This is a genomic window from Pseudomonas sp. M20 (genome assembly GCF_045037865.1).
GTDB lineage: Bacteria > Pseudomonadota > Gammaproteobacteria > Pseudomonadales > Pseudomonadaceae > Aquipseudomonas.
Genome location: NZ_CP173611.1, coordinates 271,797 through 294,826 on the forward strand (window position 1 = coordinate 271,797; position 23,030 = coordinate 294,826).

Here is a 23,030-nt window from a genome sequence, read left to right on the forward strand (position 1 = left end):
GATCAGTTCACCGAAATGGCGCAGTCAAAGGTTTCCACCGGCAACACTTCCGGTGCCCATGGCTGTTGCGAGGTCAGACGCAGACGTCCGGTGCCGGGGGCGAATGCCTGGAAACGCCAGGTCGACAAACCCGCAGCACCGACCACACCGGCATCTTCCGGATTGCTGTAGACCTCGGGGCTGAGCGCGCGCAATACCCCGCCAGCGGAGTCCTGAATGGCCCAGCGGTAACCGGTGGTCGGGTTGCTTGGCAGCATGATGATGAGGTTTTGCCCGTTGGTCAGCCGTACCGGGCATTCGCTTTGTTTTTCCACGGTCACGTTGTGTTTCGGTTGCGTGGCGCAAGCGGCCAGCAGCGAGAGGGCGAGGGGGAGAAACAGGCGATTGGGGGACATAGGGTCAGCGGCTCCGGGCGTTCACGACGAACGGCGAGCATAACTGAAGATGAGACAAAGTGTGACAACACCAAGCCCTCACCCTAGCCCTCTCCCAGGGGGAGAGGGCTGAGCGGGGGATATTCCAGAAGTCCACCGACCTGAAATAAGATCATTGAATCCATAATCGACTCGGTGTTTCAGGTCGATGTATAGCGCAAGACAACTCGGTCGGCTCCCTCTCCCTCAGGGAGAGGGCTGGGCGGGCGGCGTTCCGATGAGGGGCTGTCTGTCAGAACAGGATCTTCGCCACATCCGCAAACTTCTTCGCGAAGTGCACGGTAATCCCTTCCTTCAGATAATCCGGCAATTCCTCAAAGTTACCCCGGTTCGGCTCCGGCAAAATCAGCTCAAAAATCTTCTGCCGTCTTGCCGCAATCACCTTCTCGCGCACCCCACCAATCGGCAGCACATGCCCGGTCAGGGTCAGTTCGCCGGTCATCGCCACGCCTTTTTTCGGTGGCTGATTACGCGCGAGCGAGAGCAGGGCGCTGGCCATGGTCACGCCGGCGCTCGGACCGTCCTTGGGTGTCGCGCCTTCCGGTACGTGCAGGTGGACGAAGGCTTCGTCGAAGAACTTCGCGTCGCCGCCGAATTGTTTCAGGTGCGAGCTGACGTAGCTGTAGGCGATCTCCGCCGATTCCTTCATCACGTCACCGAGTTGCCCGGTGAGTTTGAAACCGCGATTGAGCGTGTGGATCCGCGTCGCTTCGATCGGCAAAGTCGCGCCGCCCATGCTGGTCCAGGCCAGACCGGTAATCACGCCAGTACCAGACAGCACTTGTTCGTTGCGGAACACCGGATGACCCAGTGACGCTTCGAGATCTTTCGGCCCGAGTTTGATCACCGCTTTCGGCTCGTCGATCAGCTTCATCACCGCTTTGCGCACCAGTTTGCCCATTTGCTTTTCCAGCTGGCGCACGCCGGCTTCACGGGCATAACCGTCGATCAAGGCTTTGAGCGCGCTGTCGCTGATGCTCAGGCTGCCCTTGGACACGCCTGCCTTTTCCAGCAGTTTTGGCCACAGGTGACGCTTGGCGATGGCAACTTTTTCTTCGGTGATGTAGCCCGACAGGCGAATCACTTCCATGCGGTCGAGCAACGGGCCCGGAATCGAGTCGAGGGTGTTGGCGGTGCAGACGAACAGGACTTTCGACAGGTCCATGCGCAGGTCGAGGTAGTGATCGAGGAATTCGACGTTCTGTTCCGGGTCGAGGGTTTCCAGCAGCGCCGAGGCCGGGTCGCCCTGGTAGCTCTGGCCCATCTTGTCGATCTCGTCGAGCATGATCACCGGGTTCATCACTTCGACGTCTTTCAACGCCTGCACCAGTTTGCCCGGCTGCGCGCCGATGTAGGTGCGGCGGTGGCCCTTGATCTCGGCTTCGTCGCGCATGCCGCCGAGGCTGAAGCGGTAGAACGGCCGGCCGAGGGATTCGGCGATGGATTTGCCGACACTGGTTTTACCCACGCCCGGCGGGCCGACCAGCAGCACGATGGAGCCGCTGATCTCACCTTTATAAGCACCGACGGCGAGGAATTCGAGGATGCGATCCTTGATGTCGTCGAGGCCCGCATGGTGTTTGTCGAGGACTTTGCGCGCGTGCTTGAGGTCGAGTTTGTCGTCGCCGTAGACGCCCCATGGCACCGAGGTCGCCCAGTCGAGGTAGTTGCGGGTCACCGCGTATTCCGGCGAGCCGGTCTCGAGGATCGACAGTTTGTTCATTTCCTCTTCGAGGCGCTTTTGCACCTGCGCCGGCAGGACTTTGCCTTCCAGGCGTTGTTCGAACTGTTCAAGGTCGGCGCTGCGGTCGTCCTTGGTCAGGCCGAGTTCCTGCTGAATGACCTTGAGTTGTTCTTTGAGGAAGAATTCGCGCTGATGCTCGCCGATCTTGCGGTTAACTTCCGCCGAGATCTCTTTTTGCAGACGCGCGACTTCGACTTCCTTGCGCAGCATCGGCAAGACTTTTTCCATGCGCTTGAGCATCGGCACGCAGTCGAGCACGCCTTGCAGCTCGGGGCCGGTGGCGGAGGTCAGGGCGGCGGCGAAGTCGGTCAGTGGCGACGGATCGTTGGGGCTGAAGCGGTTGAGGTAGTTCTTCAGCTCTTCGCTGTACAGCGGGTTGAGCGGCAGCAGTTCCTTGATCGCGTTGATCAGCGCCATGCCGTAGGCCTTGACCTCGTCGGTCGGTTCGGTGGGCTGGTGCGGGTATTCGACTTCGACCAGATACGGTGGGCGGTGGTGTTTGAGCCAGGTTTTGATGCGTACGCGGCTCAGGCCTTGAGCAACGAATTGCAGTTTGCCGTTCTCGCGGCTGGCGTGGTGGACTTTGACCAGGGTGCCGTATTCGGGGAGGGCGCCGGTGTCGAAGTGGCGCGGGTCTTCCTGGGGCGTGTCCATGAAGAACAGGGCCAGGGAGTGGTGTTCGGATTTGCTGACCAGTTCGAGGGTTTCGGCCCAGGGTTCTTCGTTGACGATGACCGGCAGGACTTGGGCCGGGAAGAACGGGCGGTTGTGGATCGGGATGATGTAGACCTTGTCCGGCAGGTTCTGGCCGGGCAGGGCGAGGCCTTTGCCGGAGGAGGTGTGTTCGATGTTTTCGGCTTGGCTGTAGTCGTCGGGGTTTTCCGGAAATTCTTGCTGGTCGCTCATGGGGCACCTGCGCAATGGGATATGGGTCTTAGATGGGGCAGGGTTTGGGTGGTTTCAATGGGGGGGATGTTTCTGCTTGTGTGTTCAGGGTTTTGACAGGGTTCACGCTTTGGACTTGGCGGCCTCTGGGCCGACCATGTTGGGGGTGTGTTGGGTGTGTATATCCGTTTTTTCGGTAATGGCGGCTTAGGGTTTCGCCCTGACGGCGACTCACTTTTTTGACAAACGCCTCAAAAAAGTAAGCAAAAAAACGCTTGCTCCTACGTGCGGCCCGCTCGCTGGGGATCGGGGTTCCTTCGCTGCGGGATCGATCCGGGCGCAGCGCCTACGGTTTGCTTCGCTGCACCTCCTCTCGCTGTGTTTGGCTTCGCCAAACGGTCGCTGCGCTCCCACGCCCGGATCAATCCCTCCACTCAGCCTTCCGACGTCGCCCGTGGATCAGGATCAAAAGCAGGCGAGCTGACACTCGGCCTATTGAGTGGTGAAGAGCGCGGCGCGCACGGCTTTTGTTTTTGCGGTGCTCTTGCCCCTCATCGGAACTCCGCCCGCCCAGCCCTCTCCCGAGAGAGAGGGGGCCGATTTTTTGCTTTTCAAAGCCTGAGTTCCACGCGGTATCGCACGTCGGCGTAACTCTCCCAAACACCACGGTCAGTCCCCTCTCCCTCCGGGAGAGGGCTAGGGTGAGGGGCTTTTCAGAATGTGAATTCGACGCGTCTTTTGCACGTCGCTGCATATCCCCCCAAAGGTCGTTACAAAGGCCACGGCAGTTCCTGGACCACTGCGAAACCATTAATGGTGAGTTCACGCCTGTCATCGTTATGGCGTGCCTTGCCGGAAGTTTTGAAATCTTTGAACTCATATCGGTATAGATTTTGACTGGGTTTGGCGAAGGCGATAGTTGAAGTGGGCTTCATTGCAAACTCATAAATCTGGAGACCACTACGTTCTCAAACGACATGTTCAGAGTAGCCAGGGCCGGTTGGATTCAGCGGGTCGCTTAGCCCGATAGACAGGGCTCGTCTGCTCGATAATTCGTCGTTGTGGCGGAAATAAAAAATGTAACCCGTGAGCGGGCTGAAAGAGATAGAAGTGGATGATGTCTTGTAACTGATCAGGTCCAAATAAATACCGTCAATGACGCCTTTCACATCAATCTCAAGAGAACCGAATGCGAAGACTGCTTTGTACTCCTTTGGCGTTTTCATGGGATGCTTCCTTTCAATGTTTTTGGAAAAAGGAAGTCTGAGGGGAGAAGTCATAAACGGTGAACTGACATAACTGACAGTTTTTTATACTTGTTCGCGATGTCTCATCTCAAGATCGGCTATATAAATGGCTTTATGTTGAGCTGTGAGATGGGATTAAGAGATTTCGTGGTTATCCAGCACGCGGTTCGCCACCAGTTCAGCCAGCATGATGATTTACTGGATCGACAGGATCGTAGGGTGTGGTGTCGTCGATTTCGGGTGGAGTGAGTGTTGGCTTTTTTTCCGCTATACGTTCGAGCCCAATGGGCCGCACTATTCGGTATGGCGTAAAACTTTGGCATCCGTCCATAAACAACCACCGGGCCGTGAAGCCCGGTGGTTGTTGGCAATGCGCAGGTGACGGCTGATGTTTATTTCACCTCGGTCAATTTCACATCATCGACCAGCATATCGATCAAGCTCTGCAGGTATTTGAAACCCTCATCTTTCTTCCCCCAGCGATCAATGAAAAACAAGCCGTGGTCATTGACCTGGATCGGTGTCACAACGATGTCGCCGGTCTTGGATTTATGCACCAGTCGGGGCCCGTCCGTGCCCGTACGTTCGATCATGAACATCCCGGAATGGGTTAATTGGGTGCGGCTGACAGACGGCGTCGGGTCCGGCTGCTTCGTTCCGGCGACGGCCACTTCCATCAGGAAATCGCTGCGCAAGGCCCGGCTATTGGTGCCGCGTTTGCTGTCCACCACTTCCCACGCCCCGCGGTGGATATCTCTGGCCAGTTCCGGAGCAGTGTCGCGTACCTGGAGACTGACCGCCGAGAGGGTATCCGCCAGACCCGGCACACCCAGGTTGTAGTTGGTGTGGGCGTTGCCGATAAGGGCTACCCATTTATGCGGTCCGTGTGCCAGTTGGTCGGCTTCGATCACTTGGGTGGCAAAATAGCTGAACATCTCGTTTCGCGAGATATCTTCGTCGTACACACCCTTGAGGTGGTAAGACGCGGTGCAATCGAGTGCCCTGATACGGATGTTGTATTTGGCCGCCGCCTGACAGACCTCTGTGTACGTATCGTTACCGTCGTAGGTGGGCATGTGGCCACGGTCCTGGACGCTTAGATAAGCCTTCAGTCGGTCCGGCATGCGCTGTGTCCGATAGAAAATATCCAGATCGGCCTGGTGCAAATCGGTGAACAGATGTTCCACGTATAGCGTGTCATAGCCGGCTTGCTTAAGCGCTTTCATGTGCTTTTTCAGCAGCGCTTTGCTCGCTATGTGGGAATGGGCCTCGCCGATCAGCAGGTTCAAGCGTCCGTCGGCCATCAGCCGCAAAAACTCCTCGAACGTTGTGTCGGAGGTGAGCGTCGGGAGCGTGGCCGCTTCGGGGGGCGTGTAGTGAGCAAAAGCATCACTGGCCTTTTTCTCCAGGCGCCCGCGGTTGGCGATGAACGCCTCGAACGCCCGTTTTTCACGCGGTACGGTCGGGGTGTAGCTTGAATCCATGGCGTAGGGCTGATGCAGCATTTGCGCAATATCATCGCGCATGGAGGGCGCAATATCGTATTCGCTGAAATGCTCGACAGCAGGGGCAATCGGTGCGGGCCGGGAGACGGGCTGAGGCGCCCTGTACGCCGTCGGCCATTGCACCCGATAATCGCCCCTGGCGGCCGTATCCCCGGCAATGGCACCGGCCGAATCGAGGGCGATGCGTGCCGGTTGATCGAGTGCGACATCTTCCACGCGCACGGCAACGGCCGCGTGCAGGTCGGCCAGGCCGGGAGTCTTGTCGAAAGTGCTCATGCGTGATTGTTCGGTGAGGACCACCCAGCGTTCCTCGGGCGCATTGGCGCTATCGGCAGCCAGCGTCTTGTGTGAATAGAAATTCCTGATGCGGTTACTGCGTGGGGTTAATGGCGAGACGTCGTTGAGTACCATCGCTCCTTCCAGTTGGTAGCTGGTCGAAGCATCCAGCGCATGGATTTTCAGACCCTTTTCGCGCGCTGTACGCACCAGTGCCAGATAAGAGAATGGCGCGTTTTTCTCATGGCCCAGCGCACGGTCGACGGCTTCAAGATGGGTTTTGATGTGTCTCCAGGTTCCGCCCTTGTTCATTTTTTCCAGCTTGATATTGAAGACATCTCCTGCCAGATATTCCACGTAAAGTCGCTTGAAGCCGTTTTTGACGAGGTCATCCAGATGATCGATCAGCAGTTGTTTGCTAGCGATCGAAGCGGGCAGGGCGCCGATCACCAGATTTTTCCCTTTGACGGCGTCGCTGGCGATCAGCCGGGCAAATGACAGGTCGTCGCTGACTGTCGGGACTTCGGCGCGGGCTGGTAGCGGGGCAAGTTCGGCGAAATGCGCGGTGGCGTCTGTGCTGAGCTTTTCGACCTGCTTCAGGTAGGCGGTGCGTGTCGAGGCGAGTTCATCGACTACGCCGGCAATTATCAGGTAGGGACTGTTGGCTATATCGTCCTGCCCGCGCATGAGGATGTCCTCGCGGGTTTGCGGATTCATCACCGTTTCGATGCGTTGCCGGTATTTGCGCTCCACGCCATAGATCTTGTAGGGGCCGGGTGTCTCCGGCACGGCCTGGTACTTGGGCGCGCCGCCGACCACGCCGCTGCGCACCATCATCCCGTCGGCGTTGCGCACGGTCAGGATGCCGGTAGAAACAAGGTCGGGGGAATCCGGCTTGCTCCGATAGAGCAAATAACGCCCGAGTGCGTCAGGACTGTTCGCGGTAAAGAACAGCTGATTTCTGAAAACCACCACGCGCATGTCATCCCATTCCGGTTTGGGCGCCACTTGATCGATCACGGTCATGACACTCTGTTGTTCGCTGCTGGCACTGGCACTGGCGATGCTCTGACGCAAAGGCCGGCGCGCCGGCTTGAGCGAACGCAGCGCCGGACGCAGGTCGGTCAGCACCGCGCCGGCACTGTTGAACAAATAACCGAGCAAATGCTGGAAAGCTTCGCCGTGGTCACCCTGGCGGTACGCGTGCAGGGCGAGCATGGCGTCCTTGAACGCCAGGAGCAGACCGGTGCTCAAGCTCAGCAGCGGGAACGGCGCAGTGGCAATGGCGCTGATCCATTCGACACTGGTCCAGACCAGACTGGCAATCATCTCGGCACGGTTGGTGGTGGTGGCGTTAACGTCGTCGATGCGCCGTTGCAGTTTCATGTCGTAAAGGGCCGTGCGCAGATCACTGACCGCCGCGACTGCGCGGGTCGAGTCGTAACGTGCAGGGCTGGGTGTGGTTTTATTGAGGTCTTTGGGCAGCCCTTTCCTGATGTTTTCAAGGTGCGTGCGAACCCGGGTCCGGGCGCTGACGCCGACGCGCAACATCAGATATTCGAGCATGCCCGACTGCTGTTGAAGCAGGTAATTGAACAACCGCGCTTCGCGAAAAGCGACGCCGTCGGGCGCTTCGGGTGTGTAAAGCAGGGCCGGGTTGTCGCCATGGCTGAACAGCCACGCATCGAGCACCCATTCGCCGTCGATCATCAACCGCTGGAGCGGATATTTCGTGCGCATCGACCCGGACGTCTCAGCCATGCTGTCGATACTCTGCTCCAACCATTGCAGATCATGACTGGCGATATGGCCCTGCAGCTGGCATTCCAGCGCGGCGCTTTTCATCTGGCGCTGGGTAATGGCCAGGGTCGCGTTGCGCCTGAAGTCGTAACCTTCGCTCGTCGAACTTTGCAGTTCAGCCTTGACCTTGGCGATGTAGCGCTGGCCGATCCACACACCGGTGACCGAGCGCGCGACATTCTGTGCGGTCAGGTTGCTGATATCGATGCCCTGCGGCCCTCTGAAGCGCGCCGAGCGGGAAAATTTCTCATCGAGAAAACCGATGCCGTCGGCGTAGCCGTCGCGATAAAGCGCTGTGTAGGTCAAAGGTTTTGGCGTCCACGAGCGCACGAGGGAGGTCGGCGAGTAAGCCCACACGGTATCCGGATCGACGTCGTTGGTGGTGCGCCTGAGCAAGCGGTTCAAGCTGATTTTTGCTTGTTCGTGCACATAGTCATCAAAGACCGCAAAGCGACTGCCCGACAAGGCGTGGCTGTTGAACGCACGCAAGGCGCCTTCGGCGTCTTCGCTCAGGGTCGTCAGCTTCCTGCGGTTGGCGGCAGTGGTGGCGCGATACCACAGCGGTGTACAGAAATCGTAGTCGTCTATCCGTTTGGCCAGCAAAAGTTCAGCCATCGTACGCAGGCAATCGGCATGACTGTCGGTGTAATCGAACGTGACCTTTTGATGCTCCAGCGCCTCAGGCTTGAAGCTCAGCCCAGCCAACACGTGGCGCAGCTTCGCGCGAAAGCGCATGGGCGCGCGGCTGATCAGGTAGCCGGCCATGCTCTCGGCGACATCACTGTGCCTGGCCCAGCCGAGCAGGTGGGTCTGGCATTCGCGCTCACTGTCGAAGGCCTGGAATTGTTGCGCTCGCGGCGCCTGTGGCGTGCACAGCAACAGCCGTTTGAGCGCACCGCCGTCATCGTTCTGGCGCAGTACCCACAAGTCCTGCAACTGGGCGCCGTGCAGCGACAGGGTGGCGGCGCGCAGGCGCGGATCGCTGCCGTCACGCAGGCGCTGGATCAGTTGCAGGTCACTGTCGAGCAAGTGTCCTTGCAGCACCGCCGTGTGAGCGAGGGCGACGATACGTTGATCGAGCATCTGCCTGATGGCGGGTTTGATCGCGGGCTTGGTCTGTAGCGCTTTTTGCAAATGATTGAAGTCAATTCGAGGCTGTAGCTCCACGGCTTGCTTGATCAGCCATGCCGGCGTCACGTCAACGTAGGCTGGCGGCAAAGGCGCGTCATCGTAGGTGAGGGTGGTTTGCTTCAAAAACGCCGAACCCGGTAACTCATCGCCGGTGTGCGGGCCGCGCAAGGACAGCTCGAGCAGACTGGATTGATGTTCATAAACGCCGTAGCCCGGCACTCGACGTTCGGTCGAAAGGTTTAACTTTTCCGGCTCTAGATCGTCGATTTCCAGGTCTTCGCTCAAGCGTTCCAGCCATTGCTGGCGGGCCAGTGCCGTCAGGCTGAAGACCGGCTCCATCAGGTCGAGCAGGTGTTGCCGCGCCTGCTGGTAATTGCCTAGATGCTGCGCCAGCGCGTCTTTTTGCGCGGTGCTGGCGCTTCGAAACCAGTCCGGCGCGCTATAGCGCAGGTGGCGTTCGAACAAGGTTTGCGCGCGTAATGCCAGACGCGGAGTGATATCCGGCAGGGCGGCAGCAATTGCGCGCTCCAGCGCTGTAAGCAATGGCTTGGGGTCTTGCTGCGGGTTATCGGCGAAGCTCAAGGCGCGCTCGATATCCTGCGTGCGTTTTTCGATCAGCGCGTCGTAGGTGTGTTCGAACAAGGGTGTGCTGTCGATCGGCGCGAGCAGCAGCGGCCAGATCCCTGCTGCGCCCACGGCGTGAAAGCGTGTCGGCAGCATGGACATGAACGCCTCGCGACCGCTGGCCCGGTTCAGCGATGTACGCAGGTGACTGTCGAGATCAGCCAGGGAGTTGAAGAACTCGATGCCTCTTGCGGGGGTGAACAGCAGGGCGAACCCCATGCTCTGGTCGGTCTGCAAGTCCTTGACTCGGCGAGTGTTCTTTTCCGTGACAACAAAGGCGCCGGCCAGCTCAACGGTGGTGTCTTGATAGTTGAACTGCAGCGCGTACATGGCCGGACGCAGCATCGGGGCCAAATCGAGCTTTTGCAGCAGTTCACCGGCTTGCGGGTGCAACAGGCGGTCGGTGACAGCCTGCCTGGCTTCGTGGCCGATGGCGGTGAAGCCGGCGTCATGTTTAAGAAAGGTTTTAGCTGGCTTGTCGTCGATCCGGTCGCTCTGATCCATGTTGATCAGTTGGGTGGCCAGTCTGACTTTCAGCGTGGCGATCAGCTGTTTGCCTGCATCGCTTTGCAGATCGCTGTTATCCAACGCCTGATACAGCGCGCGGCTGCGTTGCAGGTAGCTTGTGCGGTAGGTGTTCAATTGCTGGTCGAGGCGTTTCAGAAAGGCCTGTTCGGTGGTCGGTGGCTGCTCGGGAAGCAATGGGGTTGGTGTATCAAACAGGTGATGGCCGATCGCGTTGAGATCGTTTTTGATCTCTTCGGACGTGGGAGCTGTGGCGGGGTTCATGGGCGCTTTTTCATGCTGAGGGTGAGCGGGCAGCATGGCGAGCGGCAGTGGGGGACGGGTGGTATCTATGTATGGGGGGAGTGATTTTTCGATGTGTTCGATTTCGTCACCCCCCAGACCTGCTCGCGAAAGCACTGTGTCAGTCACTCAAACGGCTGAATGGGCTGACGCCTTCGCGAGCAGGCTCGCTCCCACAGGGGGTTAGCTGTGTGTTGGGGGTTGCGGGATTTCGTGGTTATCCAGCACGCGGTTCACCGCCAGTTCGGCGAGCATGATGATCTGCTGAATCGCCAGAATCGTCCGCCGTTGCGGCAGGTCGATGTAGGCGGCGATGTCGCTTGTCATCAGGCTGGCCTGGGCCAGGGATTCGCAGGCGTGGACCAGCAGGCTTTCGCTGTCCTGTTCGGGGGCGACCTGGAACATGGTGCTGGGTTTGTGGAAACGCAGGGTCAAGGCGTTGGGTTTGAGGTAGTGGTCGAGGGCGCGTTCGGCGGCTTCGTGGAATTTCTTGGAATCGGGGGATTCGTAGGGCGAGGTGTCGTTGGTTTCGGGGGGATTGGGTGTTGGCTTTTTCATAGTGAAACTCCGAATGATAAGTGGGGCTATCACTCTCAATCACCGCGACGCGACGGAGGGTGGCAGCTGTACGCGGGTTCGCGGACCGAGCCATTCGGCAATCTCGGCATACCCGAAGGTATCCCGCGCACAGCCACCATCAAACCAAACAACAAGCACCTGAGCGCTTCAGTTTGGGCTGGCGATTATGCATCAAATCGAATGAACTGCTCGGGCCGCGACGCCCGTTCGCTGAATTTGCAGCGACCCCCAGAGCCTATCCAGCCGATTTCCGAGGCACAACCGACGCGACTTGTCGGAAAACTCCGCGCCACTTTCAACGTCTGTAGGACGAGTACCTTTCCCACAGATAAACACTTTTCAACCTGTGGGAGCGAGCCTGCTCGCGAAAGCGGTGTGTCAGGCACCGTAGATGTTGAATGTGCTGACGCCTTCGCGAGCAGGCTCGCTCCCACAGGGTCCTCAGGTGTATGCAGAAATGGCGTGCACAAAAAAGGCGATGTCCCTCACGAGACATCGCCTTCATTTTTACCGCCGCTAAAACTTATTCCGGCAGTTTGTACGCAATCACGTAGTCACCCATTTTGGTGCCCAGCGAGCCGTGACCGCCGACAACCAGCAGCACGTATTGCTTGCCGTCCTTGCCGGTGTAGGTCATCGGAGTCGCTTGGCCACCTGCCGGCAGACGCGATTTCCACAGCTCTTTACCGCTGTTCACGTCGTACGCGCGCAGGTACTGGTCGAGGGTGCCGCTGAGGAAGCCGACGCCGCCAGCCGTGACCATCGAGCCGCCCATGCTAGGCACGCCCAAAGTGAAGCCGATCGGGATTGGCGAGCTGTCGCGGCTGGTGCCGTTTTTGCGTTTCCACACGACTTTGCTGGTGGTCAGGTCGATACCGGCAACGTAACCCCAGGCCGGGGCCTGGCACGGTACGCCGAATGGCGACATGAACGGGTGCATGATCACCGCGTATGGCGCGCCGGTGTTCGGTTGCACGCCAGCGGTTTCGCTTTCGCGTTTGCTGCCGGCGGCGACTTGCTCGCGTGGCACCATTTTCGAAACGAAAGCCATGTAGTTCGGGCTGGTGAACAGCATTTGGCGAACCGGGTCGACCGAGACGCCGCCCCAGTTGAACACACCAACGTTACCCGGATAGATCAGGCTGCCCTGTTCCGACGGTGGGGTGTACTGGCCTTCGTAACGCAGTTCTTTGAACTGGATGCGGCACAGCATCTGGTCGAACGGGCTCGCGCCCCACATGGCTTTTTCGGTCAGTTCCGGGGCCAGCAGGTTGAGGTCCGAACGGGCCTGGGTCGGTGCGGTGTGGTCGCCTTTCACGGCGCCTTGCGGTACCGGGATTTCCTTGATCGGAATGATCGGCGTGCCGTCACGACGGTCGAGGACGTACAGGCTGCCCTGCTTGGTCGGGGCGATCAGCGCAGGTTTCACGCCATCGGCGGTTTTCATGTCGAGCAGGGTTGGCTGGCTGCCAACGTCCATGTCCCACAGGTCGTGGTGAGTGAACTGGTAGTTCCAGCGCACTTTACCGGTGGCCAGGTCCAGAGCAACTACACCGGCGCTGAATTTCTCGGCGCCCGGGGTGCGGTCGGCGCCCCACTGGTCTGGCGTCTGGTTGCCCAATGGCAGGTACACCATGCCGAGTTTTTCGTCGACGCTGGCCAGCGACCACATGTTCGCCGAGTTGCGGCTGTAGGTTTCGCCCGGTGCCAAAGGCTCGGTGGCGTCTGGCTTGTCGCTGTCCCAGTTCCATACGAGGTGGCCGTCGCGCACGTCGAAAGCGCGGATCACGCCCGATGGCTCGTTGGTCGATTCGTTGTCGGTGACGTGACCGCCCATGATCACCAGATCACGGGTAATCGCCGCTGGCGAGGTGGAGTAGTAGCCACCAGCGGTGAACGGGCCGATGCCTTGGGTCAGGTCAACCACGCCTTTGTTGCCGAAGCCTTCGCAGATCTTGCCGGTGTCGGCGTTCAGGGCGATCAGGCGAGCATCAGCGGTTGGCAGGTACAGACGACGCGGGCAGGCCTGAGCAACGGCTTTGCCGGCTTCGGAAATCACCGCCGAGGCAGCGTTTTCAGTTTTCGCGTAAGCGGCTTCGTCGTAGTACGACACGCCACGGCAAGTCATGTGCGCGAAGCCTTTGAAGCCGACCGGGCTCTTGATCTGCGGGTCGAAGCGCCACAGTTCTTTGCCGGTGTCCGGATCCAGTGCCAACACTTTGCTGTGCGCGGTGCAGGCGTAGATCATGCCGTTGGCTTTCAGCGGGGTGTTTTCGTTGGTCAGCTCAACCGGGTCATCAGCGGTCGGCAGGTCGCCGGTCTGGATGCGCCAGGCTTCTTGCAGCTTGCCGACGTTGGCCGGGGTGATCTGCTTCAGCGGCGAGTAACGGTCACCGAACTCGGTGCGGCCATAGGCCTGCCAGTCGCCATCGGGCATGGCTGGCGCGGTGCTGGTGGTGTCCGCGGTGTCGCGGCCCAGTTCACCGAAGGTTTCACCCGGGTGGGTGAACAGGCTGGCCAAAGCGGTGACGCCGGCCAGCACCACAGCGACGGTCAGACCGCCAGTGCCCATCGGCGCCGGGCCGTTAAGCAGCAGCGGACGACGGAACCACGGCAGCAACATCACGAAGCCGAGGACAAACCACAGGGCCAGACGTGGCACCAGTTGCCACCAGTCCAGACCGACTTCCCACAGCGCCCAAACGGTGCTGGCAAACAGGACGATGGCGTACAGGCCCAGCGCCGCGCGACGGCGCATCAGCAGCAGAATGCCGCTCAGTGCAATGCCGATACCGGCCAGCAGGTAGTACAGCGAGCCGCCGAGCATGCTCAGCTTGACCCCTCCGGCCAACATGGCCAGGCCCATCAGTAGAAGCAGAATGCCGAGCAGGCTCGGTAGCAAACGGCCCCGACTCGAAGCACTTTCGGTGCTCATAGTGTGATTCTCCGTGACGTTTTATGTAGTCCCGCGCTGTAGTCACTTTAGATGACGATTTGGCACAGGCATGGTTCAGATAAAAACTTGTCTAGCTAACGAAATTTATCTGTAGGAGTGAGCCTGCTCGCGATGGCGGTGTGTCAGGCAATATCTGTGGTGGCTGACTTACCGCTATCGCGAGCAGGCTCACTCCTACATTTGATCCGTGGTGTGCTTTAGAACGAGGACTGGATCTTGATCCCGCCGATCAGGGCGTCGTCGACGTTGTTCACGCCACCGGGGTGGCGGATGTATTGCAGGTTCGGGCGTACGGTCAGCCAGTTGGTCACGTGCACGCCGTAATACAGCTCGGCGCTGTATTCGGTGTCTTGCGGCGGCAGGAACGACGGATCGTCATAGTCGTAAACGGCGTTGGCGCGGTTACTGGCTTCGGCGTTTTTGCGGAAGGCCGGGTTGACGTGCACGCGGGCGAGGGCGAAACCGATGTCATCCTTGGCGCGCGCGTCGAACGGGCCTTTGTAGGTGATACCGGCCTGCACGTAGTTGTCGATCGCGTTGGTTTTCTTGTCGTGCATGGTGCCGTTGGCGAACACGCTGAGGCCGCGCGAGTTATCGCTGGCGATGCTGGTGATCTGCTGCTGAATACCCAGCCACACGCCGTGTTTGCTCGACGCGCTGCGATAGGCTTCGCCACTGAGAGCCGCCGGTTGGCCGTGGCTGTCTTTATAGACGTCGCTGGCCTTCGCATTGCTGTAGTAATAACCAGCGCGGTATTCGCCCGCCAGGCCGTTGAGCTTCGGCGTCCACACCAGTTCGATCGGCAAGATCGCGCCCTGCGTGCCGCTACCGCTGAGTTTGAAGCCATTGCCGCGATCGAGGTTCGACGGGTTCTGCTCGTAGGCGCCGACCTGTGCATACAGCTCCGGGGTCAGGTGATATTTGACGCGCAGCGCCCATTGGCTGACCGGCCAGTTGTACCAGATGCCGCCGACCCAGTTGCCGACCTGCGAACCGCAGAACGCGAGGTTCTGGAAGTCGCACGGGAAGCTGTTGAAGTCTTCGCCTTCGCCGAAGCGTCCGACCTTGATGTCGAGTTTCTGATCGAAGAATTTCTGCTGGTACCACATCTGCGTCAGGCGCGTGGTCTGGCCACGGCCCCAGACTTCCTGGGCCGAGGTGAAGCCGCCAACGCGCGGATCGTTGATGCGGTCGTTGCTGATGTTGTTGCCGCTGCGTTTGGTGATGGTCAGTTGAAACTCGGCGTCTTCCCAGCCGAGGATCTTTTGCAGGTCGAGGTGCGTGCCCAAGCCGAACTGATCGCTGTAACGCGCGGTGCGGTCGTGATCGTAGCCACCGTGCAGGTTGCTGCCCATTTCGCCGGTGTAATCGAGCTTGAAGTCGTAGCCTTTTTCCGAGAGTTCGGTGCGCGTGCCGTTCCAGTCACCGAGCATGTACGGTGATTCACTGTCGAACGCGGGCGCCGCTTGGACGCTGGTGGCGAGGCCGAGAGCGGTGCAGCCGCCAATCAGGCGCAGGGTTGAGATAGCGCTGTCTCGGGAGAAGGAAAAATCGGGCATGGCTAAGTCTTTTTTTGGTGTTTTCGGGGTGCGGGCTGAGTGCTTCAATAAGTCGCAGGCAGTGAAGCGATTCAGCGGAAGGGCGGCAGGATAATGATCTGTTACAAAAAGACAAAGGCCTTTTGTGAACATGCAGCGTTTCGGATTCGGTAACAGTGCGGCAAACGGGCGCATTGTCGGCCGCTTCGATGCCTGCGATCTTTTCAGGTTGGCCTACATTTGAAGGTAGGCCTTCCACCCGAACACCCCCTCGGCTAAGGTGCGCGGCTTCTGCATTTTCACTTCGCCCAAAGGCCTGGCATGAACGAACAAACCCCCGATCCGCTGCACGGCGTCACCCTTGAACAGATCCTCAATGCCTTGGTGAGCCATTACGAATGGTCGGGGCTGGCCGAGCGCATCGATATTCGCTGCTTCAAGAGCGATCCGAGCATCAAGTCGAGCCTGACGTTTCTGCGCAAAACCCCGTGGGCGCGCGAGAAGGTCGAGCGTCTGTACGTGAAATTGATGCGCACCAAGCGACCGCTCTGAAATGCATACCGGTTGTTGGCGCCGCCGCCTGATCACCTGCGCAGCCATATTGGGCTGGGCGGGGTTGGGCATTCAGCTTTATCTGATTTTCTTTGCGCGTTTAAGCGTCGGCGCCAGCCTGTTGGGCGGGCTGGTGAGCTTTTTCAGCTACTTCACGATTCTGACCAACACGCTGGTGGCGACGGTGCTGACCTGTGCCGTGACCGCTCGCGAATCAGCTCCACGCCGCTGGTTTTTACAGCCGTGGGTCAGCAGCGGGATTACCGTGAGCATTGCTGTGGTCGGGCTGGCCTACAGCATTTTGCTGCGGCATTTGTGGCACCCGGAAGGTTGGCAATTTATTGCCGATGAACTGCTGCACGACGTGATGCCGTTGCTGTTTCTGGGTTATTGGTGGTTGTGCGTGCCCAAGGGCACCTTGCGCTGGTGGCATCTGCCGGTGTGGCTGATTTATCCGCTGGTGTATTTCATTTACGCCTTGCTGCGCGGGCATTTGCTTGGCGCGTATGCGTATCCGTTCATTGATGTGGCGGTGTTGGGTTATCCACAGGTGCTGGTCAATGCCGGGGGGATATTGCTGGGGTTTGTGGGGATTGGCTTGGTGGTCATCGGCCTCGACCGCTGGCAAGCCGTACGAAGTTAAAGCACCTGTAGGAGTGAGCCTGCTCGCGATGGCGGTGGAACAGTTGCAAATTTATTGACTGACACTCCGCTATCGCGAGCAGGCTCACTCCTACAAGGGATATCACTCTTCTTCGGATCCCTCGGCGCGCCAGTAGCCGACGGCTTTGATGAGTTGCTCATCCAGCCCATGCTCATCGATCAGCACCCGGCGAATCTGCCGTGAAACTTTCGTTTCGGTCGCGACCCACGCATACAGATTGCCCGTGGGCACCTGCAATTGCTTCACCGTCGCCAGCAGGTTGTCCTTGCTCCCTTCGCGCAACACCCAGATCACATTGACCTGCGCCGCGCTCTCCAGCACTTGCTGTTCGGCGCCGTTCTCCACTTCTATCACCACCAGCGCCTTGCGATTGGCCGCGAGGCCTTCGAGGCGGCGGGCGATGGCGGGCAGGGCGGTTTCGTCGCCGATCAGCAGGTAGCTGTCGAAAATGTCCGGGACGATCATCGAGCCGCGCGGGCCGCCGATGTGCAGGAATTGTCCTGGCTTGGCTTGCTCAGCCCAGGTCGACGCAGGACCGTCACCGTGCAGGACGAAATCGATGTCCAGTTCCAGGGCATCAAGGTCGTAACGACGCGGGGTGTAGTCGCGCATTTCCGGTTTCGGCCCATCGTCCTTGCCGGCGCCGAGCACCATGGTTTCGAGGGCTGCAGCCTGTTCGGCATTCTGCGGGAACAACAGTTTGACGTGGTCGTCGGTGCCGAGGCTGATGAACCCGGCCAACTCCGGCCCGCCGAGGGTGATGCGGCGCATGCGCGGGGTAAGGTCGACCACGCGCAGGACTTCCAGTTTGCGGCGTTTGATTTCGTGCATCACGCGATGAATGGTTTGGCTATCGACTGCAGTCATTGGCTTTTCTCCGAAACAGGTTGCACGGCAGGGCCGTCGACGATGGCTTTGGCGGTGTCGTTGAGCAGGTCACGCACGCGCAGGATTTCTGCCTCGCTCCAACGGCCGTGATGCATCTGCAAGGCGTGGCGCAGGTTATGCACAGCCTCATGGATTTCCGGCGGACGATCATGGCCGCGCAGTGAGCGTTTGCTCACATCGATACGCATGCGCACGCCATCCAGCGCCACGGCTTGTTCGCTTAAAGACAAACGACCGGCGTCGGTGACGCTGTAACGTTTCTTGCCGCCCTCGGCGTCGCCGGTGATCAGCTCGCTTTCTTCGAGAAAGGTCAGGGTCGGGTAGATCACGCCCGGGCTTGGGCTGTAGGCGCCGTCGAACATGCCCTCGATCTGGCGGATCAGGTCGTAGCCGTGGCACGGCTGCTCGGCGACCAGCGCCAGCAGCAGCAATTTCAGGTCACCGGGGGCAAACACCCGTGGGCCACGGCCGCCGCGCTCGCGTCCAGGGCGTTTTTCGAAGCCGTCACGGCCGTCGCCGTGTTCGCGGTGGGGGGAATGATGGTCTCTCATTTTGTCTTCTCTCGTCGTGTTTAGATACAACTTAAGATATATCTTAATGAGCTTGCAAGACGTTTTTTCCCGAGAAAGGGCCTCGGCTGACGAGCGGCAAAAGCGCTTCAGGCGCAAGCAGCGAATTTCGCCCGGTTGTCGGAAACGATAACTTGAAAGTTAAAGTCATCGCTCTATTCGCTGTAGAGTATATGTTCTAAATAGCAATAAGTTGCCGTACTGGAAGGGCAAAGTTGCTGTATGGTTTTTTAGCTGAAACTGTCTGTAGGGTGGAACTTACAGTCACTGTTTCGAATGGCTGTTTTTTGTTCTTTTTTCTTGCGGGTCATAGGGTTGATTAACTACGAGGTTGTCGGAAGTTGCCTGCTTACATTCCAGAGACAACAGCCGATGATGCCCCGGCATTGAAAGTTCAAGTTGATCTGACGCAACTCGGGCAGAGATTCGGGCACTCAACTTCTTGAACTTTTAATGCTCATCCCCCTATCAAGAAAACAGGTACATAACGATGTTCAAGAAACTCGCAATCGCCGCTCCACTGGCTCTTCTGGCACTGGGTTCCACTGGCGCATTCGCCGCTGGTGAAGCGTCGCACTCGATCAGCCTTGTCGCGCATGTGCCGACCAACGGTTTCTATGTCGTGCCGACCGATCCGGATCTGGTCAACAAGGATCAGGACATGAGCTATCAGCCGACCACTGGCAAGATGCGCGACGTCAACGGCTTCTTCGATGTGCGCAACAACAACGGTTCGGTACACGCCAGCCTTGAGAGTCAGCCGAAACTGGTGGCCGGCAACACTTCCATCGACCTGCAAGTCCTGCTCAACAACAAGGAACTGACCCTGACCCCGCAAATGGTCGTGGGTGAATCCGAGTCGGACGTCAACTATCGCGCCCCGCTGAAAATCAGCGCCCGTGGCAGCAACTTCCAGCCGGGTGATTACACCGGTTCCGTGGCGATGATTTTTGATGCAGTGCCACCGGTCAACTGATCGCGTGAACACGCATTAAGCGCCCGACCCTACAGCGGCGTTAACCGACGGGGCAGGCACAAGTGTTTGCCCCGTCGGACTTCCATTGTTTGTAATCAGAGTACGAGTTCATGTTCCCGATGACACCCATCGCGGCTGCGCTTGCGCTGTTGTTTTGTGCCAGCGCAGCCGTGGCTTCCAGCAACGCCGGTACGACACCTCGCAGTCTGTTGGCGCAGGCCAAAGGTTTGCCGGCGGATTTCGAGGAGCATTTCTTTGATGTGCCTCTGGCGGTGCGGGTCGAAGTCGACCAACAACCGCTGGGCGAGGCCATGGTGGTGTTGTCCCGCGATGATCGCATCACCCTGCTCGAATTCACCGACACCAGCGAAAACCGTTTCGGCCCTGCCGAACGGGAAAAGTGGGCGAGCTTTCTCAAACCCGGCGTGCCCTTGGGGGCGTGCAGCGGTTCGTGCCCGGATCAGTTTCTGGCGGTGCACTACAACCTGGAAAACTCGCTGGTATCGATCGCCACCGAAAACGCTGAGCGCGATGTGGCCGCCAAGCGCTACTACGAGCAGCCCGAAGGCGGCAGCAGTGGTTTGATGGTGCGTAACCAGCTCAATCTCAATGGCGGTCAGGATCAGGATCTTGGTGGGCGCTTCGGTCTTGAAGCCAGCTCAAGCCTGGGCAACTGGAGCCAGACGCTCAACCTGCAAATGGCCCGTCTCGGTGGCCCGGACGACAAGCTTTATCACGCAATCCACGAGTTACACACCCAGCGCGAACTGCAAGGCAGTTTTTTCCGTCTGGGCTATTTCACCCCTAATTCCGAAGGGCTGACCCGCCAGCCGCGCACGTTCGGCACCAGCCCCGACACCGCCGTCGGCGTCATGTATGGCAGCTCCGACAGTCTGGCCATCAACAGTCCGATGCCCAGCGTTTATCCGATCTATGTCACCGCCAACCGCCAGGGTTCGGTGGAAATCTGGCGCGATGGGCTGCTGATCAACACGCAATCAGTGCCCGCCGGTTTGCAGACCCTCGATACCCGGCCATTGCCCGGTGGCATCTACGAAGTGGAAGTGCGCCTGATCGAAGACGGCCAGATCACTTCCACCACCCAGGAGTTGGTGTACAAGCCCAACAACTGGCGCAACCTCGACGAGCGCTGGCGCTACAACCTGTTCGCCGGCGAAGAAAAGAAGTTGCTGAGCAACTGGGACACCCAGTCCAGCGGAAGCCCCACGGCCGGCGCCTCGGTGAACTATCTGCTGCATCCTCGGGTGATTCTCGGTCTGTCGGCGCGGCAGATTCGTGAAAAGCTGCAGTACGGCACCTCGGTCGACTGGACCCTGGCCAATCACATCAGCCTCTATGCCAACGTCTATAAAACCGAGGACTACGGCACCGGTCTCGACCTGCAAAGCCTCTATAACTACGGCTCGGGCAGCGTGGTGGTCAGCCACACCCGCAGTTGGCTCGACACCACGTACACCTACGACACCTTGCCCGACGGCACCCGCGTTCGCCCGCGCAATGTATTTGTCGGCCAGACCAGCAACTCCTCGCTGGCGCTCAACCATCGGCTCACCAGCAAAAGTTCGGTCAATGCGCGGATTGCCCACAGCGAAGGCAACGTCGAAGGCATGGGCGTGGACCTGGGCTGGACCCAGCGCACCGAGCTGTTTGGCAGCGATGCCAGTTGGCGCCTGTCGCTGTTCGATCGGCCGGGCAGCTACAGCAGTGGCGATGCGCGCAATCGCGGGGTCGACCTGAGCGTCAACCTCGCACTCGGCGCCCCGGGTCAGCAGATCACCGGCAGCATCGGCTCACGTACGGCCCGCGACGGCGCGCGTGACAACAATGCCTCGCTCGGCTGGCGCAAGGATTTCAAGGATCACGTGCTGCAAAGCGTGTCAGTCACCGCACTCACCGACACCTATGGCCTGGGCATGTCCAGCCTGACCAATTTCCGCACCGATGCGGTCAATGGCGATGCGTTTGTCCAGCGTTCGTCCTACAACGGCAATTTCACCGGCGGCCTCAACGTCGACAGCACGCTGGTGGTCGGCGGCCAGCAAATGCTCATGACCAGCCAGAGCGAGGTGCGCGGCGCCGGGTTGATCGTCGACGTTGAGTCGGACATCGAGGACATCGTCCTGCGGGCCGACGATTACAGCGGCGGCGGGGCGGCCTTGAAACCGGGGCGCAATTTCATCCCGATCACGGCGTATCAGAACAGCTCGGTGAGCTTCGACTTCGAAGGCAACAACGTACCGGCGGCCACCATCGAGCCGGCGCGCAGCCGTTATCACCTGAACAAGGGCGGCGTGGAGTATCGCAAGGTGCGCGTGATGAAAACCCTGACCGTGCTCGGCCGGCTGATTGACGAGCAAGGACGACCGCTCAAGGGCCATCACGTGATCAACCACGCCAGCCGAGGCGTGACCGAAGTCGACGGCTTCTTCTCGATGGAAATGAATGCCGGCTCACCGACTCTGGAAGTGCGTCAGGGCAATCAGTTGCTCTGTCAGTTCCGCCTCGATGCCGACAGCCACCGCAGCGAAAACAATGTGTTGATGATCGGCGACCTGCGATGCACGCCGGACACGCTGGCCGACGTGACGACCACAGAACAGAAGGCGGGTTGAAGGGATGAAATTATTAGCAGGAAGCTTGGGATTGGCGCTGACGCTGGCTGTTGCCACGGCGCAGGCGGCCAGTCATGAAATTCGCGCGATGTTCCAGCCGGATCCTTCGCAGCCGAACAAGAACGTGTTCGTCAACAAGACCCCGAACAGCGGGTACTGCGCCACTTTTCCGAATCAGTGTGTAGAAAACGGCATGTTCAGCATTCAATTGCCGGTTCGTTTCAGTGCCAATCATATTGGCGCCAATTGGGGCGTCGGGATCAAAGCCCCTGCCAATTGGCGGCGACTGACGGTGACAAACACGGAAACGCAGGAGACGGAAACCGTTGAAGTGCGTATTAGCGGTATCGGTTCTAAATATGTGCTGACTCGCCCGGCACACGAACTGGTCGGCGTGGATGACGAACTGCTGGGCCACCAGCGACTCTGGGAAAGCAGCAGTTGGGTCTACGCCGCTGCGCCCTGCCGGTACAGCGGCGTCGGTGTGCCCTATCCTGCCAGCTACCGGTTTTTCTGGAAAACCCCTGAGGAGGCGCACTGCGTCAAGAAGTCTACGGCGGTCATCGGGCCGATGTACTTCGACACCCTCGACTTTGCTTATGAACTGCGCACGCCCAATCCGCTGAGCATGTCGTCGGGGCTGTATACCGGCTCAATGACCTACAGCCTTGGCAGCGGTGGCGATTTCAGTATGGGCGCCGATTTTCAACCGGACGACGACAGCCTGACCCTGGACTTCGTGCTCGACGTGCAGCACACCCTCAAGATCGATCTGCCACCGGGTGGCAATCAGGTGTCACTGGAACCCGAAGGCGGGTGGGCCGGCTGGATCGACAGCGGGCGCAAGCCGAAAAGAATCTTCCGCGATCAACCGTTTTTCATTTCGGCTTCATCACGGTTCAAAGTGATGCTGCTGTGCAACTCGCAGGGAGGCAACGCTTGCAGCCTTGGCAGCCCGAAAGGCGATACCGCCGAGGTTGAAGTTTTCATGACTCTGCCAGCAGGCATCACCCATTCCGGCGGCAACACCGCCACCCGACTGCCCTTGAGGTTCAACAATTGGATCGGGCCTTTCCAGCCTGGGCTGTATATCGATCGCAAGCCGGGCACGTTGCATTTCGACATGACCCCGTTCGCGATCAATTTCCTGCTTCAACCCGGCAAGAACGACCGGCTGCGCGGCAACATCACCATTATCTGGGACTCGGAAGCGTGACTGCTC

The 23,030-nt window shown here is 59.3% G+C and carries 14 protein-coding genes; 5 read left to right on the plus strand and 9 right to left on the minus strand.

Annotated elements, in window-relative coordinates; genetic code table 11:
* Positions 1-2: 2 nt before the first annotated feature.
* The 7 genes from ACI514_RS01275 to ACI514_RS01305 all read right to left on the minus strand — a co-directional run bounded on the left by ACI514_RS01275 (position 3) and on the right by ACI514_RS01305 (position 15,547).
* Positions 3-395, minus strand: coding sequence for a protease inhibitor I42 family protein (locus ACI514_RS01275; RefSeq protein ID WP_110718906.1), 393 nt, complete (start codon positions 393-395; stop codon positions 3-5).
* A gap of 271 nt (positions 396-666) precedes the next feature.
* Positions 667-3,084 (minus strand): endopeptidase La, encoded by a 2,418-nt coding sequence (gene lon / locus ACI514_RS01280; RefSeq protein WP_160059294.1) that lies wholly within the window; start codon positions 3,082-3,084, stop codon positions 667-669.
* Between the two features lie 947 nt (positions 3,085-4,031).
* Complete coding sequence (locus ACI514_RS01285; RefSeq protein ID WP_405122944.1) at positions 4,032-4,289, minus strand: hypothetical protein; 258 nt, start codon at positions 4,287-4,289, stop codon at positions 4,032-4,034.
* Positions 4,290-4,702: 413 nt separating this feature from the next.
* Positions 4,703-10,435, minus strand: coding sequence for a toxin (locus ACI514_RS01290; RefSeq protein ID WP_405122945.1), 5,733 nt, complete (start codon positions 10,433-10,435; stop codon positions 4,703-4,705).
* Between the two features lie 201 nt (positions 10,436-10,636).
* The gene (locus ACI514_RS01295) at positions 10,637-11,011 is read right to left on the minus strand and encodes a DUF6124 family protein (RefSeq protein ID WP_405122946.1); all 375 of its coding nucleotides are present in this window, start codon (positions 11,009-11,011) and stop codon (positions 10,637-10,639) included.
* 544 nt (positions 11,012-11,555) lie between these two features.
* Positions 11,556-13,967 carry a glucose/quinate/shikimate family membrane-bound PQQ-dependent dehydrogenase gene (locus ACI514_RS01300; RefSeq protein WP_077574400.1) on the minus strand — a complete coding sequence of 804 codons (2,412 nt, stop codon included), beginning with the start codon at positions 13,965-13,967 and terminating at the stop codon, positions 11,556-11,558.
* 218 nt (positions 13,968-14,185) lie between these two features.
* On the minus strand, positions 14,186-15,547 hold the full coding sequence (locus ACI514_RS01305; RefSeq protein ID WP_405122947.1) for a carbohydrate porin: 1,362 nt from the start codon (positions 15,545-15,547) through the stop codon (positions 14,186-14,188).
* 300 nt (positions 15,548-15,847) lie between these two features.
* On the opposite strand from ACI514_RS01305, the gene ACI514_RS01310 reads away from it, so the two are divergent.
* On the plus strand, positions 15,848-16,078 hold the full coding sequence (locus ACI514_RS01310) for a VF530 family DNA-binding protein (RefSeq protein ID WP_007916799.1): 231 nt from the start codon (positions 15,848-15,850) through the stop codon (positions 16,076-16,078).
* A 1-nt stretch (position 16,079) separates the two neighbouring features.
* On the plus strand, positions 16,080-16,721 hold the full coding sequence (locus ACI514_RS01315; RefSeq protein WP_405122948.1) for a Pr6Pr family membrane protein: 642 nt from the start codon (positions 16,080-16,082) through the stop codon (positions 16,719-16,721).
* Positions 16,722-16,823: 102 nt separating this feature from the next.
* On the opposite strand, the gene ACI514_RS01320 is transcribed toward ACI514_RS01315, so the two are convergent.
* On the minus strand, positions 16,824-17,609 hold the full coding sequence (locus ACI514_RS01320) for a siderophore-interacting protein (RefSeq protein ID WP_160059287.1): 786 nt from the start codon (positions 17,607-17,609) through the stop codon (positions 16,824-16,826).
* Positions 17,606-18,181 (minus strand): PadR family transcriptional regulator, encoded by a 576-nt coding sequence (locus ACI514_RS01325; RefSeq protein ID WP_160059286.1) that lies wholly within the window; start codon positions 18,179-18,181, stop codon positions 17,606-17,608. The genes ACI514_RS01320 and ACI514_RS01325 overlap by 4 nt, the downstream gene beginning before the upstream one ends.
* A gap of 508 nt (positions 18,182-18,689) precedes the next feature.
* Here ACI514_RS01325 and ACI514_RS01330 point away from each other — a divergent pair.
* From ACI514_RS01330 to ACI514_RS01340, 3 genes are all read left to right on the plus strand, one after another.
* Positions 18,690-19,175 (plus strand): CS1 type fimbrial major subunit, encoded by a 486-nt coding sequence (locus tag ACI514_RS01330; RefSeq protein ID WP_160059285.1) that lies wholly within the window; start codon positions 18,690-18,692, stop codon positions 19,173-19,175.
* A 110-nt stretch (positions 19,176-19,285) separates the two neighbouring features.
* Positions 19,286-21,808 (plus strand): CS1-pili formation C-terminal domain-containing protein, encoded by a 2,523-nt coding sequence (locus tag ACI514_RS01335; RefSeq protein WP_160059284.1) that lies wholly within the window; start codon positions 19,286-19,288, stop codon positions 21,806-21,808.
* A gap of 4 nt (positions 21,809-21,812) precedes the next feature.
* A complete protein-coding gene (locus ACI514_RS01340; RefSeq protein ID WP_160059283.1) occupies positions 21,813-23,024 on the plus strand; it encodes a hypothetical protein in 1,212 nt (403 codons plus the stop codon).
* Positions 23,025-23,030: the final 6 nt, after the last annotated feature.